12 protein-coding genes are annotated in these 14,273 nt (G+C 63.5%); 6 read left to right on the top strand and 6 right to left on the bottom strand.

The window, feature by feature from the left end; translation table 11 throughout:
* A partial coding sequence (locus A5652_RS28055; protein WP_067349590.1) for an acyltransferase family protein occupies positions 1-1,468 on the top strand: 1,468 nt, incomplete at its 5' end.
* 106 nt (positions 1,469-1,574) lie between these two features.
* Here A5652_RS28055 and A5652_RS09240 read toward each other — a convergent pair.
* On the bottom strand, positions 1,575-2,843 hold the full coding sequence (locus tag A5652_RS09240) for a glycosyltransferase (RefSeq protein WP_067349593.1): 1,269 nt from the start codon (positions 2,841-2,843) through the stop codon (positions 1,575-1,577).
* Positions 2,844-3,259: 416 nt separating this feature from the next.
* On the opposite strand from A5652_RS09240, the gene A5652_RS09245 reads away from it, so the two are divergent.
* Positions 3,260-4,330 carry an NAD(P)-dependent oxidoreductase gene (locus A5652_RS09245; protein WP_067349595.1) on the top strand — a complete coding sequence of 357 codons (1,071 nt, stop codon included), beginning with the start codon at positions 3,260-3,262 and terminating at the stop codon, positions 4,328-4,330.
* A 250-nt stretch (positions 4,331-4,580) separates the two neighbouring features.
* Here A5652_RS09245 and A5652_RS09250 read toward each other — a convergent pair whose 3' ends face one another.
* Complete coding sequence (locus A5652_RS09250) at positions 4,581-5,846, bottom strand: glycosyltransferase (protein WP_067349598.1); 1,266 nt, start codon at positions 5,844-5,846, stop codon at positions 4,581-4,583.
* A gap of 645 nt (positions 5,847-6,491) precedes the next feature.
* Here A5652_RS09250 and A5652_RS09255 point away from each other — a divergent pair.
* Positions 6,492-8,000, top strand: coding sequence for an MFS transporter (locus tag A5652_RS09255; protein ID WP_067349601.1), 1,509 nt, complete (start codon positions 6,492-6,494; stop codon positions 7,998-8,000).
* 73 nt (positions 8,001-8,073) lie between these two features.
* Here the strand turns inward: A5652_RS09255 and A5652_RS28500 are convergent, their stop codons facing one another.
* Positions 8,074-8,229 (bottom strand): hypothetical protein, encoded by a 156-nt coding sequence (locus tag A5652_RS28500; RefSeq protein ID WP_232001143.1) that lies wholly within the window; start codon positions 8,227-8,229, stop codon positions 8,074-8,076.
* A gap of 428 nt (positions 8,230-8,657) precedes the next feature.
* On the opposite strand from A5652_RS28500, the gene A5652_RS09260 reads away from it, so the two are divergent.
* A complete protein-coding gene (locus tag A5652_RS09260; protein ID WP_197513866.1) occupies positions 8,658-9,368 on the top strand; it encodes a polysaccharide deacetylase family protein in 711 nt (236 codons plus the stop codon).
* A 318-nt stretch (positions 9,369-9,686) separates the two neighbouring features.
* Here A5652_RS09260 and A5652_RS26580 read toward each other — a convergent pair whose 3' ends face one another.
* Positions 9,687-10,370, bottom strand: a complete 684-nt coding sequence (locus tag A5652_RS26580; RefSeq protein WP_082983834.1) for a trans-aconitate 2-methyltransferase — start codon at positions 10,368-10,370, stop codon at positions 9,687-9,689.
* A gap of 199 nt (positions 10,371-10,569) precedes the next feature.
* The gene (locus tag A5652_RS09265) at positions 10,570-11,853 is read right to left on the bottom strand and encodes a glycosyltransferase (RefSeq protein ID WP_067349607.1); all 1,284 of its coding nucleotides are present in this window, start codon (positions 11,851-11,853) and stop codon (positions 10,570-10,572) included.
* Between the two features lie 341 nt (positions 11,854-12,194).
* Between A5652_RS09265 and A5652_RS28930 the strand changes: the two genes are divergently transcribed.
* Positions 12,195-12,317, top strand: coding sequence for a hypothetical protein (locus A5652_RS28930; protein WP_255361825.1), 123 nt, complete (start codon positions 12,195-12,197; stop codon positions 12,315-12,317).
* Positions 12,317-13,753, top strand: coding sequence for a hypothetical protein (locus tag A5652_RS09270; RefSeq protein WP_067349610.1), 1,437 nt, complete (start codon positions 12,317-12,319; stop codon positions 13,751-13,753). The genes A5652_RS28930 and A5652_RS09270 overlap by 1 nt, the downstream gene beginning before the upstream one ends.
* Before the next feature lie 90 nt (positions 13,754-13,843).
* Here the strand turns inward: A5652_RS09270 and A5652_RS09275 are convergent, their stop codons facing one another.
* Positions 13,844-14,074, bottom strand: a complete 231-nt coding sequence (locus A5652_RS09275; protein ID WP_067349613.1) for an MbtH family protein — start codon at positions 14,072-14,074, stop codon at positions 13,844-13,846.
* Positions 14,075-14,273: the final 199 nt, after the last annotated feature.

The raw sequence follows: 14,273 nt of genomic DNA on the forward strand, positions 1-14,273 counted from the left end.
TCTGATAGCGCTTACGGCCGGCCACTGGCGCCGACTACCGGCGACGACCGCCGCGATCGGCGGCTGGCTTGGACTGGGTCTGATCCTGGCGGCCTGCACTCTATTGAGCGCGTCCACACCCTTCCCGGGGACCGCCGCGCTGTTACCAGTCCTTGGCACGGCGCTGGTGATCGGCGCCGGCTGTGCCGCACCTCCGCGCGGATGTGGGCGCTTGCTGGCATTGGCGCCGATGCGCGCGGTCGGCAGGGCGTCCTACTCGTGGTACCTGTGGCATTGGCCGGTGCTGCTGCTGACGCCATTACTGCTGGGCCACGCGCTCGGACTGGCCGGCAGGGTGGCAGCGGCCCTGTTCTCCGCCGGCCTGGCGGTGCTCACACTGCATTTCATCGAAAACCCTTTCCGATTCGCCGCTTTCTTCCGTCGGTCGGCCCTCCGCAGTCTTGCGCTGGGCGGCGCCGTCACCGCTGTAGCGGTTTGCGTGAGCGTGGCGCTGATCTCGGCGGTGCCTATCCCGGTGGGCCGCGGCGCGCCGGCGGCGGCGCTGGCCGTCAACCCGTCGGCAATCCCTGCGGGGAACAACGTTGAGGCGTACAACGCGGCGGTACAACAAGCGTTCGCGCAGGTCCAGGCCGCCCTCGCGGCGTCTGCTGAGCTGCGAGCCGTTCCGTCGAACCTCGACCCGCCGCTGGCCGACGCGGCAGCCGACTTCAAGACTATGGCTGTCGACGGCTGCCTGCGCGACATGTTCGAAGCTGGGCATCCGGAATGCACGAAGGGTGACACCGCCTCCGCGACGACGGTGGCCCTGGTCGGCGACTCCGATGCCGCGATGTGGGCGCCGGCGCTCGTGCAGGTCGCGACGCAACGGCACTGGCGGCTAGAGCCCATGACCAGAGCGGGCTGCCCACCCATGAGCTTGCCCATCACCAACCCGCTTCTCCGACTGATCTACAAGGACTGCGAACAGGGACGCCGCCAGATCATTGCCCGACTACGCGCCGCGCACCCGCGGCTGGTGGTGGTCAGCATGTGGCGCGGCTATCGCCCCGGCTATGGATGGACACCGGGCTTCACCTCGTACGATCCGCGGTGGATCGACAGCTTGCCCCCCTTTGTGCAGCAGCTTCGCGGCACCGGGGCTCAGGTTTTGGTGCTCGGGCCGGTGCCGGATCCGCACTCGGTGGTGCCGATCTGTCTATCCGGGCACCTCGATGACGCGTCGGCCTGTACGCCGCCGAGGTCGACGGCGGTGGACGAATCCGGCATGGCGGCTGAGTTGACCGCCACTCGAGCCGGCGGCGGACACTACGCGGATCTCACCGAGCTGTTCTGCACCGCTGACCGCTGCCCGGTCATTGTGGGCAACACCCTGGTCTATCTCGACTGGAACCACGTGACGTCGGAATATTCCCGGAAGCTGGTGCCGGCGATCGGCGCCTTATTAGATCGCGCGCTCGCCGAGAGTTGACATGCACAGCTGCTTTGCTACTGATAACGATGTGGCTCAGCGGGTTTCGCGACAGGTCCGCTTGCCGTCCCGACACTCCGGTTGGCTGTGGCGGAGTTGTTGCCGATCAGCCGACTCGCCGCAAGCGGGCGAAGTCTTGCAGGAGTGCGGCTGTGTTCGCAACGCTCTCGGCGGATTTGGTCATGTGGGTGGCGAACTCTCGCGCCCGGGTGACGTATTCGGGAGCGAGGATGGTGCGCAGGTCCGCTACCAGCGACTCTTGGGTAACACTCGAAAACCGCCGAGCAGTGCCCACTTTCAGTCGTTTGACCCGAGCTCCCCACAGCGGCTGATCACCTAACATCCAAAGGATCAACGTCGGAACTCCGGCGCGCAGCCCCGCGGCCGTGGTGCCGGCGCCGCCGTGATGGACGACTGCGCGGCAAGCCGGGAGGATGGCTGCGTGGTTCACCGCGCCCACCACTTTGACGTGCTCGGAATCTGGGACCTCGCCGAAGTCACTCCAGCCCGAACAAACTAGCGCCCGTTCACCCAGCTGTGCGCAAGCCGCACTGATCATGCTGATCGTGTCGGTGGGAGATTCGACCGGCATGCTGCCAAAGCCGAAGTAAATCGGCGGACTACCCGCGCTTACCCACGAGAGGATCTCATCATCGGAATCTGTCGGCAATTCCATCGTCAGCGCGCCAACGAATGGCCGCTGACTATTCCATCTAGCCCATTCGGCCGCGAGCCCGGGAAAGCAACTCTCGTCGTAGGCCTGGATTTCGAGTGATCCCTGTGTGGTGATCCGCTCCGGCGCAGGGCGTTTGGCCTTCGGTAGGCCTAGTTCACGGCGCTGTGCATCCTGGGTCTTCTTCCAGACGCCCCAAATAAGCCACTCGCCCACCACGATTGCGGCGCGACCCAACCGACCTGGCAGAAATGGCACGAGCTGGCCGTTGGGCCGCAGCGGGATGTGGTCCAGAGTGGCCAACGGAATGTTGTGATATTCCGCAACGTCGGCAGCGATCTCCTGGTAGGCCAACCCGGTGAATATCAGGTCGGCCCCGTCCGCAAGCTCAGTAAGAGTCCTGCTCATCTGTCCCCAGTACTGGACACTGGGTTCCCAGGATTCGCGCCACACCTTGATCAAATTGCGGATCCTCCAAGGGTTTTCGGCGAGGGCCCGCCAAAAATTGCGGTGCGCGTCCAGCATTTCTTTTCTTTCCAACCCGTAGGCGACCGCCGGTACCCCAGCCGCCTCCGCGAAACCGATTTGACCAGGCGAGACGGCCATGCGCACGTCGTGCCCGCGGGCCAGCAGTTCGCGGCCGACGGCGACGACGGGCTCCACATCGCCGCGAGTTCCATAGCATGCCAGCACGAACTTCATCGCTGACCTAACCTTTCCTCCCATGCGCGCTTCGCGAAACGAATGCGCCGGACACCCCGAAAAAGCTTCGCCGTTCGGCAGCGTAACTTCATGTCGCGCCGTCGACTGTGGAAAACTCTCGAATGAATTGGAAAAATTTAGAAATTTCGTAGCGGGTCCGCACTACCGGCCCTGCCGCAGCCTGCCGGGCACCGCGGCGGACCGGGAACAGCACTGAAAATCCGACCCTCGCCTCTGAGGATTCGACAGATCCGGGCGCGTCGGGGCCGATCTCGGGACTTACTGGTAGTGGGCCGTGTCAGTAGTCTGCGTGACGGCCGGGGAACGCCGGATACGATCGGTCCGGACCGCGCCTCGGCGACGCGTGCAGGTCACTACTTATCAATCGTTCACTACAAACCGGAAGGCGTCGGCTTTTGTCAACGTCCGCGCTTATCACTGGCGGGGCAGGATTCATCGGATCCGCGCTCGCACACCGTCTCGTAGAAGCCGGCTACGACGTGGCTGTCATGGACGTTCTGCACCCGCAGGTACATGCCGCAAGTCGACCAATCGACCTGCCGCCATCTGTGCGCTTATTCACCGGCGATGTCACCCATGCCCCCGATTGGGACGCCGTCCTCCGGTTGTTTCGTCCTTCCCAAATCGTCCATTTGGCGGCCGAGACAGGAACGGCACAGTCGCTGTCCCAGGCGACGCGCCACGGGTCGGTAAACGTGGTAGGCACCACCCAACTTCTTGACGCCCTCAGCCGTTCGGCGTTCGTGCCCGACCAGCTCGTTGTGGCGTCGTCGAGGGCCGTCTACGGTGAGGGCGCTTGGCGGTGCGGGACGCACACGTTCTATCCGCCGCCCCGTAGCCACGCACAGCTACAAGCGGGTAATTGGGACCCTGAGGGACCCAACGGCGAACCCGCGGTGCCCATTCCCAGTTGCGCCGGCCAGACGGCGCCCCGCCCTACCAACATCTACGCCGCGACCAAGCTAGCGCAGGAGCACATTCTGGCGGCCTGGGCAGCGGCCCACGACACCAACTGCAGTGTGCTGCGGCTGCAGAACGTCTACGGCCCGGGGCAGTCGCTGACCAATTCGTACACCGGAATCGTCACTCTGTTCGCGCGATTGGCGCGCGAACAACACGCCTTGGAGGTCTACGAAGACGGTCAGATCGTGCGCGATTTCGTCTATATCGACGACGTCGTCGATGCTCTGTTCGCAACGGTGCAGTCGCCCGCCACGCGGCCACGCTGCCTCGACATCGGTTCGGGCATCGCGACCACCATCCATCAACTTGCTCGCGAGATCGCCGCGCTCTGCGGCGCCCCGGAACCGGCCGTCGTGGCGAAGTTCCGCGACGGTGACGTACGCGCCGCGAGCTGCACCGTCGAGCCGGCGAAAGACGCGCTCCACTGGCAACCGAAGTGGTCACTCAACGACGGACTGCATTCACTGCTTGACTGGATTGGCGAACAACCCCAATTGCCTTAGCGGTCATGCCGTTAACGGCCTACGACTCGCACGAGGGATGACTTCAAGCAGCTCGACCGGGTGCACGAAAAGTCAGGCGTGACCTAAGGCCACACACCGCGAACACGCCGACCTCCGCACGCGCGGCCGCGTGAAGTAATCATGCCTGTTCCAAGGCAATTGACGCTGCGGCCGCGGTGCAGGCCGACCCAAGCCGCCTCCTTTGGCTCAGTGGCTCGTGTGGATGGGATGGACACATCCGCCCGGCCGATCAACCAACACGCGCGCAGGCCAAAACCTCCAGGCGATCAGCGGCGGCGGAAGCGCTTTCGGCGGCCGGCGTCATCTGTTGCGCGACCTCGCGAGCCCGAGCGCAGTATTGCGGAGCGAGGACGGTGCGTAGGTCCGCGACAAGCGATTCGACCGTCGTTTTGGAAAAGTCCCTGGCCAATCCCACTCGCAGCCGTTGAACCCGACTACCCCAGAATTTTTGCTCGGGCCATGTGGCAAGAATCAGCGTGGGAACCCCGGCGCGCAGGCCCGCGGCCGTGGTGCCCGCGCCGCCACTGTGCACAACCGCGCGGCAGACCGGCAAAACTGCCGCGTGGTTTACGGCATCCACCAACTTGACATGCCCAGAATCAGGCACGTCGCCGAAGTCACTCCACCCGGCGCAAACCAACGCCCGCTCACCTAACTCTGCGCACGCCGCGCTGATCATGGCCAGCGTGTCGGCCGAAGATTCGACCGGTATGCTGCCGAACCCGAAATAAATCGGCCGCGCTCCCGCTGCAATCCATGAGGCGACCTCCCCGTCGAAATCCGTCGGCAACTCCATCGTTAACGCGCCGACAAAGGGGCGTTGGCCATCCCATCGCGACCATTCGGCCGCCAGCTCGGGAACACAAATCTCGTCATAGGCCTGGACTTCCAGTGCGCCACTTGCGGTGATCCGTTGCGTCGCTGGACCTGTGGCCCTTGGGAGGCCTAGTTCAGATCGCTGCGCGTTCTCGAGCTTCTTCATCATCTGCCAAGACACCCCGTCGAACAGCTCGCCCACGAAGCGGCTCAACGCAGGCGGCAGCATCGGAAGGAACTGTCCGTTACTCCGCGCCGGGGCAAAGTGCAGCGCGACGAATGGAATGTCGTAATGCTCCGCGATGTTGGCGGCGATGTCTTCACCAAGCAGGCCCGATAACAGCAGATCGGCCCCATCCGCCAACGACGTCAGCGTCGTGTGGATGTCTGATCGGCACTTGGTGAACAGCTCCCAATCCTGGCGCACCAACTTGATCAGGTCACGGATCTTCCAGGTTCTCCGGAATAGGTGCCTCAAGAAGGCGCGGTGCACGTCCTGCCACGGCCGCGTGGGCGGGCCGTAGGCGACCGCTGGAAGTCCCGTCGATTCGGCGAAACCAACGAGGTCAGGCGCGACCACCAAGCACACTTCATGCCCGCGGTCCTGCAGCTCACGACCGAGGGCGGCACATGGCTCGACATCGCCGCGACTGCCATAGCTTGCCAGCACAAACTTCATCGCAAATCTTGGCCTTTCACATCTTCCGACGTGTTCTGCAACAACGAAAACGGCAGCGCCCCAACCGATTTAACCTTTGCGCACCGTGCGTACGAGTTAACCACCTAGCCGCGCCACGTCAGAAGGCTTGCAGCACCTATCCCACCAAGCCGTGGCGACCAATAACCCGCGATAACGGATGCTATTTATCGCGGATCGCACACCGATACCGGCCGTAGCACGATTCCGTCACGCGAAATCGGCGCATCCTCTGCGGCACGCCGGCATTTGTCGACGGCTAGCGCGTGATGGCTGATCCTGGGCCGCACGTGGACGTTGGAAGCCGTAGTCGTCTTCAAAGGCGTGGGCCGCCGCCGCCTCGCGGATCAAGACGGGACGACGCGCGTCAGAGCAGCAGTTCAGCGCATGATGCCGAAACCATCTTAATTGCCGGTGGCGCAAGGCGTTCGGGGCGTCGGCATATTCAGGCGGACCTGAGGCTGACTGGCTCACGCGCGATGGCCATCTGGGCGGTTCTGGTTAATCCATCCTGGCGTTGCGGTAGCGTGCGCGCATGACGGCTCTAAACGAGTAGGGCTGGCACAACCTCACCAGACGACATAGCGCGACGTTGTTGGATGACGAAGCGCGGGGGATGAGCGAGCGATGCCCTTTAAACGGACCACGCTGGGCCGTACGAGTAATAACTTCACGGCCCAGCTGCCGTCCCGCGGGTTTATCGCCGCGGTGATCACGCTCGGCGGCGTGCAGCTCATGGCCACGATGGACGGCACCATCGTGATCGTCGCGCTCCCGAGGATCCAGGCCGATCTGGGCATGAGCGATGCCGGGCGGAGCTGGGTGATCACCGCCTACATGCTGACCTACGGTGCCCTGCTGCTCGTGGGCGGTCGCCTCGGTGACACCATGGGGCTCAAACGCATTTACGTCATTGGGGTCGCGATATTCACCGTTGCCTCGGCGGTGTGCGGCATCGCGCACGACGGAGGAACCCTCATCGCGGCCCGGCTTGCGCAGGGCGTAGCCGGCGCGATTCTCGCACCGACCAGTATGGCGCTGGTCGCAACTACCTTCCCGAAGGGACCGGTCCGCAACGCCGCCGTGGCGGTGTTCGGAGCGCTGAACAGTCTCAGTTCGGTGCTGAGCCTGGTGGCGGGAGGTGCGCTCGCCGGGGTGTCGTGGCGGCTTCTCTTCTTGGTGAACGTGCCGATTGGACTGCTTGTGATGTACCTGGCTCGCACCGCGCTGCGGGAGACCCAGATGGAGCGGATGAAGCTCGACGCCACCGGAGCAGGGCTGGCCACGTTGACGTGTATCGCCGCAGTTGTCGCCGTCTCGGCCGGGCCGGAGAGGGGGTGGCTGTCGACGGTGACGATCGGTTCGGGTGTGGTGGCGCTCGGCGGTCTGGTGGCGTTCATCGTGGTGGAGCGCACTGCGCAAAACCCCATCGTGCCGTTTGACTTGTTCTTCGACCGCAATCGGCTGGCCACCTTCGCCACCCTCTTCCTCGCCGGAGGCGTCCTACTAGCACTGACCGTGCTGGTCACCCTGTACGTGCAGGACATCATGGGCTACAGCCCCCTGCGCACCGGCGCCGCCTTCATCCCGTTCGTCCTTGGGGCCGGCGTCGGGATGGGCGCGTCGGCGCGGCTGGTGACGCGATTCCCGCCCCGGGTGCTGGTGATTGCCGGCGGCGCGTTCCTACTGGTCGCAATGTTCTACTTCTCGACGCTGCACACCGGCATCCCGTATTTCCCGAATTTGGTGGTGCCGCTGATCGTGGGCGGTTTCGGCCTTGGTGTGGCCGAAGTTCCCGTCTCACTATCGGTGATCGCGGACGTCGGTCCAGATCGGCTAGGGCCCACTTCCGCAATCGCCCTCACGCTGTACAGCCTTGGGGGGCCGGTGGTGATAGCCATCATCCAGGCCGTCGTTACCTCGCGCACGCTGCACCTCGGTGGAACTAGCGGCCCGGCGAAGTCTATGAACCCCGCCCAGCTGACTGCGCTGGGCCACGGCTACACCTACGGCATGCTATGGCTGGCCGGCATGGCCGTACTGGTGGGTGCAGTGGCGCTGTTCATCGGCTACACCGCGCAGCAAGTAGCGCACGCCCAAGAAATCAAGAAGGCCATGGACGCCGGCGATCTCTAGCCCGACCCTCGTCCAACACCCGCAACTCGTCGCGCGCCGCATAATGCCGGCCCTTTCGCGCGTTCGACAGCATCTAGCACCGCGCCAGTGCCGTCAGGCGTGGCGGCTTCGTGTCGCATGTGCACTTGATGCCCGAGCAGCTGTCACGCGCGCCGATCTCGGCGGCCAAATTCGAATCGGCGGCCAATGTCACCGTCAGGCCGCTACCCTGCTCCTGTGTTTGCGACATTTGGGCATCATTGCCCTGTGCTAACGATCCAATTAGTCACGTGTCTATCATAAGAGGCCAACCTAATAGGCTTCGGCGTCAATTTTCTTACCCCGTTGTATCGCGGGCGTGATGCGATCACAACATTGACATGGGGCCCGCGACGAAGTCCTTCTCATCAGGCATCTCGCATCTGAATAATTGGCCGAGCGGTCAATTTTCGTGCGCTATCAGAGACAGATGTAGCCCACGTAAATTTCGTGTCACCCCCCGTCGCGACTGTATCGGCAGTCAGTGGTTTGAACGCTCTGCTGACATTCCCGCGGCAAACAGCGAAAATTTGCATATCTATTTGCTAGGTTTTCGAGTGTTCTAGTCGGAAAGCACGGTATTCGTGCCCAGCGGGGAGGCGGGGCTTAGTGATGCACACAGCAGCGCGGTGGGGTGGCATGGCTGCAGCGGCTGCCGCCGTCGGTTACGCAGGTCCCAGCGTCCCCGCCTTGGCCATGGGTTTCGGCTTACCGGCGGTCGTTCGACGCTGCGCACCCGGCCTAAGCGGGCGCGGGCGGCCCGATCACGTTTCGCTGACATTCGACGACGGGCCTGACGACACCGGCACTCCAAAGATCCTCGACACGCTCGGTGAGCTCGGCGTCACCGCGACTTTCTTCGTGCTCGGTGAGCAAGTCGCAGCTCATCCCGCGGTCACGCGGCGATTGGTCCACGAGGGGCATGAAATCGGCCTGCACGGGTGGCACCATCGCAACAGCCTCTTGGTGTCACCGCGAGCGCTCAACACCAGCCTGGTCCGTGCGGTGGATCAGATCGCCGACATCGCAGGCGTCAAGCCCCGGTTCTACCGGCCGCCGTACGGCATGGCGACCGCCGCGACGGTCTGGGCCTGCAGGAAGCTGGGGCTGACAACCGTCCTCTGGGACGCCTGGGCCCGCGACTGGCGCGCAGAAGCCACGCCGGACGAAGTGGTGCAGTATGTGCTTCGCAATGCTCGCGGCGGCAGCACCGTGCTGCTGCACGACAGCGATTACATGGGCGCGCCCGGCTCATGGGAGGCGACGGTCGGAGCCCTGCGCCCTCTCGTGCGAGCGCTGGAGGACGAGGGCCTGAAAGTGGGCCCGCTGCGCGACCATTTCGATATTTAAAACCGACTGCGGGGCGTCGTCGGGGCCTCTCGCCGACTCGGACCCCGGGACCGCCCGACCGCCGCATCCGCCGTGCCGGGCGACGCCAGACGCGCCCGACTGCGCGCGGTGAACGCCGCAGCGAGGACGTCAGCTTGGACCTGTCGCGGTTTCGACGTTGATCCCGGATCGATCAGCGGTTGGGCCGTTCTGGCGTCGAGGCGCTTTCCCGGCCGAAGACGGTCACCTTCCTACCACAAGCCATCGAACCAGGTGGGAGCGAACGCTGGCGACGAAATCATTCCAGTGATCCAGCAGGCTCGAATGGACCGGGCAACTTCACTTCGGGCGACATAGTCGAACGTCCCATTCAATGCCGTTGGTTCCTCGGCATCTAGCGTCTCCGATCAATTCCAGCTGGGGCCTACACCGGCGCCAAGTTTTTAGGGCTCCCGGTGCGCGGACCATCGATATGATGAATGCGCCGTCTGGATTCAGCAAAGACTTGTAGTGATTCAAAACTGCCGCCGGGTCCGATGCGTAGTAAAGTACTTCATTGAAAATGATCGCATCGAATTTTTCTTCTGAATGATAATTTGTGCCGTCTGCTACCTCAAACCGCGCCTGACCCACCTTCTTGAGGCGCGCCTGCTCAACGGCAACTTTCGATATATCAATTCCCAGATACTGTTGAGTATTATCCCCACATACCCAGTCGACTAGCTGGCCGTTTCCGCACCCGACGTCCAGGACACTTGCGGCCGGCTGCAAGAACTTCATGAAGCCCGCAATGAGCGCATAGCGCGGCATTTCCGCTAGATCGCCCAAATAGGCCCAATGACCTTCGGTGTATTCACGGTCCCAAGTTGCATCATCAAGAGCTGGGGGCTTGAACAGATATGACAATGGAGGGGTGATGGCCTGCCTGAAAAATGGATGTTTGATGAAGAACGTGACTACCTTTTCTGCGAAAACAGCTTTAAAAGAGTTGACAGATTCGTTCTCCGTGGAAGATTGCGGCATACGTTACAGGTCCTTTTTCGATGATTTGGGCACGGCGGCAGCGATAGGAGTCGACGTTGGAGCTTGTGCCTGGAAGATAGCAGGGATGTTCGGTTGACATGCCGCGAATTTGCACCAGATTAAATCCCTTGCACCCGGTGCGACCCGCTTCGAGTCGTCTCCCCGAGTCAGCCCGCGTCGAGCGCCTCGGCAGCCGCCGTTACCGGTCAGCAACACACTTCTGGTGGGCGAAATCTTCGAGCAAACGGGCGGCAGCCGCACGGCTTGCGGCGGGTGGGGTCATCCGGGCGCCGACTTCGCGGGCGCGCGCCACGTAGTCCGGGGAGAGGATGGTGCGCAACTCCGCGAGGAGCGAGTCCTGGCCGGTACTCAACAAGGGCCGCGCCGAGCCCACCTTCAGTCGTTTGACGATACCTCCCGAAAGCCTTTGATCCCCCACCCATGTCGAGAGGATCAGCGTCGGGACTCCGGCGCGCAGGCCCGCGGCCGTGGTACCCGCTCCGCCGTGGTGCACCACGGCACGGCAGGCCGGAAAGGTGGCCGAGTGGTTCACCGCGCTCACCACCTTGACATGCTCGGCATCGGAGACGCCGCTGAAGTCACTCCAGCCCGCGCAAACCAACGCCCGCTCGCCCAACTGCTCGCACACCGCGCTGATTCCGGCGAGCGTCTCGGCGGGAGATTCGACCGGGTGGCTGCCAAAGCCAAAGTAAATCGGGGGTGTTCCCGCGGCAATCCAGGACGCAACCTCCTCATCGGCATCCGTCGGCAGGCCCATTGTCAACGCGCCGACAAACGGCCGCTTGCCATTCCATTGCGCCCATTCGGCTGCGAGCCCTGGAAAGCAGAATTCGTCATAAGCCTGAATTTCCATAGACCCGCGTTTGGCAATGCGCCGTGGCACCGGGCCCGTCGCCTTCGGTAGCCCCAGTTCACGTCGCTGCGCGCCGTCGAATCTCATCATCATCGGCCAACCCAACCACTCGTTGACCTTCATCGCGGACCGAGCCGCGGCGGTCGGCAACAACGGCATGGATTCCGAGCTGCCGTTGGGCCTCAGCGGGAAATAATGCAGCGTCGCCAGAGGAATGCCGTAATACTCCGCGACGTTGGCAGCGGACTCCTCGCCGATCGCGCCTGTGATTATTAGGTCGGCCCCCTCCGCCAGCGGCATCAATTTCGTTGTGCCCTCCCGCCAGAGGTGGGTGAGCAACTGCCAGTCTTCACGCACCAGCGCGCGCACATCCTGGATCTTCCAGAACTTGCCGAATACATGCGTCACGAGATCCTGGTGAACGTCGTGCCACGTTTGCGCATCCGGCCCATAAGCTATCGCCGCAAGCCCAGCCGACTCGACGAAATCAACAACATTTGGTGGGACGGCCATGCGTACCTCATGCCCCCGGCTCAGCAACTCGCGGCCAAGGGCGGCGCCAGGTTCGACATCACCGCGAGTTCCATAGCACGCCAGCACAAACTTCATCGCGGATCTCGGCCTTTCCCCTGCCAGTTGCGTGTTCTGAGAATCGAATGCGGAGTCCTCATCCCCTGCCCGCCCGCCGAGAGTATAACCGGCTGCCCGTGCTAACGATCTCAAAAGCAAATATCAGAGCGAGTGGCTTCGCCTCGCGAACCACGCTTGAAGGGGGTTACGCCCAACGCCAATTGTGTAATCAAGTTTCTGCGGCGCGCCGCGCCATAACGGATCTCAATCGCGCACGGTCACACTCGGAGCGCTGCCTGGCTGTCGACTCTCGACATGGCCCGCACCTCGACGGTCGCGTTTGTCCATGCGATCCGAAACGGGTCGGCTACTCTCATGCGATGCATTGGTTCGACCCGCCGAAGGCCCGCACCGTTCAGCGCAGCGTCGTCTTCTATGACGCCCTGTACGCCCCGCAGAGCAGCACGGACGCACTGATTTCGCTCGGCGAAGGCTCTGATTAGTGCCTTTTCGTGTACGCCGTGAAGGCAACTCCTTGGGTAGCCGTGCATCCAACGGTGATCTGCGGCCGGACCATCGGCTCGACATCATGGACCACGCGATTTTCGCGCAACACAGCGCTGTTGGCCGGAGCGTGGTCATCCAAGTTGTGTGGATTTACGACCACCCAATCGATTTCGACGGGGTAAGGCGTTTCAAGCACAACTTCGCCAAGGGGTTGGCGGGACGCCGCATCGAGCGCTCACCGCTGTTAGCCCGTCATCGGTGGGTCTTGGATCCGGGTCCCGCGGACATCGATATCGCCGAGAGCGCCCGCCCACGCCCGGAACTCACCGATTGGGCTGACGAACGCGCACAGCTGCCGATTGATTTGGAACGTGGGCCCGGCTGGCATCTGGGCGTGCTTCCACTTACGGACGGCTCCAACGCGGTCAGTCTGGTGATTTCCCATTACCTCATCGACGGTTTCGGGCTTGCGCTGACGATAGCTGAAGCGCTCCTGGAGATCACCCGCGATCTCGGCTACCCACCGCCACGTTCGCGTTCTCGATTGCGGGCGGTGGTACAGGACGCCCGCCAGACAGCGCGAGACGTACCGGAGGCCGCGCGGGCCCTCGGCGCGGCCGCCAGACTGGCCCGACGTCAGCGCCGCGAGGCCGCCCGAGCCCCTATGCCGCAGCCGGCCGCCGCCCTAAATGGAGACGACGGCGCTGAAATCGCGGCCGTGCCGGTTATTACGATGCACGTCGACGTGGACGCTTGGGATGCCCGCGCTAAGGCGCTTGGCGGAACGAGTGAAACACTCGTCGCCGGGTTGGCCGCAAAACTTGGGGAGCGCGTCGGGCGCCGGCGCGCCGGTGATGGTGCCGTCACTTTGCAAGTCCCGATGAGCGAGCGCACACAGGACGATACGCGTGCCATCGCGGTGTCGTTCGCGCGCGTCAGCGTGGACCCGACGGGGGTCACGACGGGCCTGCGTGACCTCCGTGCCGCTCTCAAGGAGGCGCTGACGACTTTGCGTGAGAAGCCAGACGAAGACGAGCGGCAGTTCCTATGGCTGGCCCCGTTCGCCCCCAAGCGGTTGTTGAAACGACTGGCCGACGCGGCGGTCGCCGATCCCGACCTTCCAGTGTTTTGTTCGAATCTGCGTGACCTCGGTCCGATGGTCTTCGCCCTCACTCGGACGGAAACCGAGTTCGCCACCGTCTCCGCGCACCTCTATCCCCTCCACCTCATTCGGGTGATCGGGCAAGGCGTCACACGAGAATGGCTCGAGCGGGCGGGCGGACAATTGACAGTCCAGTCTTGGCGCATCGGCGACAAGGTTGGCATCACAGTCGAGGCCTACGAACCGGGCGCCGAGAATACAAAGCCCGCCTTGCGCGAGCTGGCCGCGCGCACGCTTGCTGAATTCGACCTGACTGGCGAGATCGACTAACGCGCGAACCGCCCGCCGGCGGGTCGCGCAGCTGAGTCCGCCGATGAGATCGTCCTCGAGCGAAGTCGCCCCGACCTTGACGCGCTGGGTTTAACCGTCAGAAGCGCGGTCGCGCGCCAACCTGTCGCGCAGACTCTTCGGACGTATATCGGGCCAGTTCTGCTCGATGTACTCCAGGCATGCAGCGCGGTCGGCTTCGCCGTAAACCACTCGCCAGCCGGCCGGAACATCGGCGAAGGTGGGCCACAAGCTGTGTTGTTCCTCGTCATTGACCAGGACGAAAAAGCTGCCACTGTCGTCGTCGAATGGATTGATGCTCACGAATTCTCCAGCCCGCCTAATCGAGGTGAGTACGACCGTCACAAACCATAGTGGAGGCCCGCGGTATCGGTGCGAAGTCTCACAACTTCGACGACTTCCCGGCGCAGCTGCTGCCTGAGCGACGACCGGTACGCGGCGCGCCGCGGCAGAGTCGCGGTCTCGGTGTCAGGTGTGCGAGCAAACACCCCGCCGCAGCCGC

The sequence above is a fragment of the Mycobacterium sp. 1165178.9 genome, assembly GCF_001673555.1.
In the GTDB taxonomy this organism is placed as follows: Bacteria; Actinomycetota; Actinomycetes; order Mycobacteriales; family Mycobacteriaceae; genus Mycobacterium.

Coding starts and splice junctions, on each gene's coding strand:
- A5652_RS28500 (WP_232001143.1), bottom strand. CDS start 8,229: ATGTCGCAAACACAGGAGCAGGGTAGCGGCCTGACGGTGACATTGGCC.
- A5652_RS26580 (WP_082983834.1), bottom strand. CDS start 10,370: ATGCCGCAATCTTCCACGGAGAACGAATCTGTCAACTCTTTTAAAGCT.
- A5652_RS09240 (WP_067349593.1), bottom strand. CDS start 2,843: ATGAAGTTCGTGCTGGCATGCTATGGAACTCGCGGCGATGTGGAGCCC.
- A5652_RS09260 (WP_197513866.1), top strand. CDS start 8,658: ATGGCTGCAGCGGCTGCCGCCGTCGGTTACGCAGGTCCCAGCGTCCCC.
- A5652_RS09265 (WP_067349607.1), bottom strand. CDS start 11,853: ATGAAGTTTGTGCTGGCGTGCTATGGAACTCGCGGTGATGTCGAACCT.
- A5652_RS09250 (WP_067349598.1), bottom strand. CDS start 5,846: ATGAAGTTTGTGCTGGCAAGCTATGGCAGTCGCGGCGATGTCGAGCCA.
- A5652_RS09255 (WP_067349601.1), top strand. CDS start 6,492: ATGCCCTTTAAACGGACCACGCTGGGCCGTACGAGTAATAACTTCACG.
- A5652_RS28930 (WP_255361825.1), top strand. CDS start 12,195: ATGCATTGGTTCGACCCGCCGAAGGCCCGCACCGTTCAGCGCAGCGTC.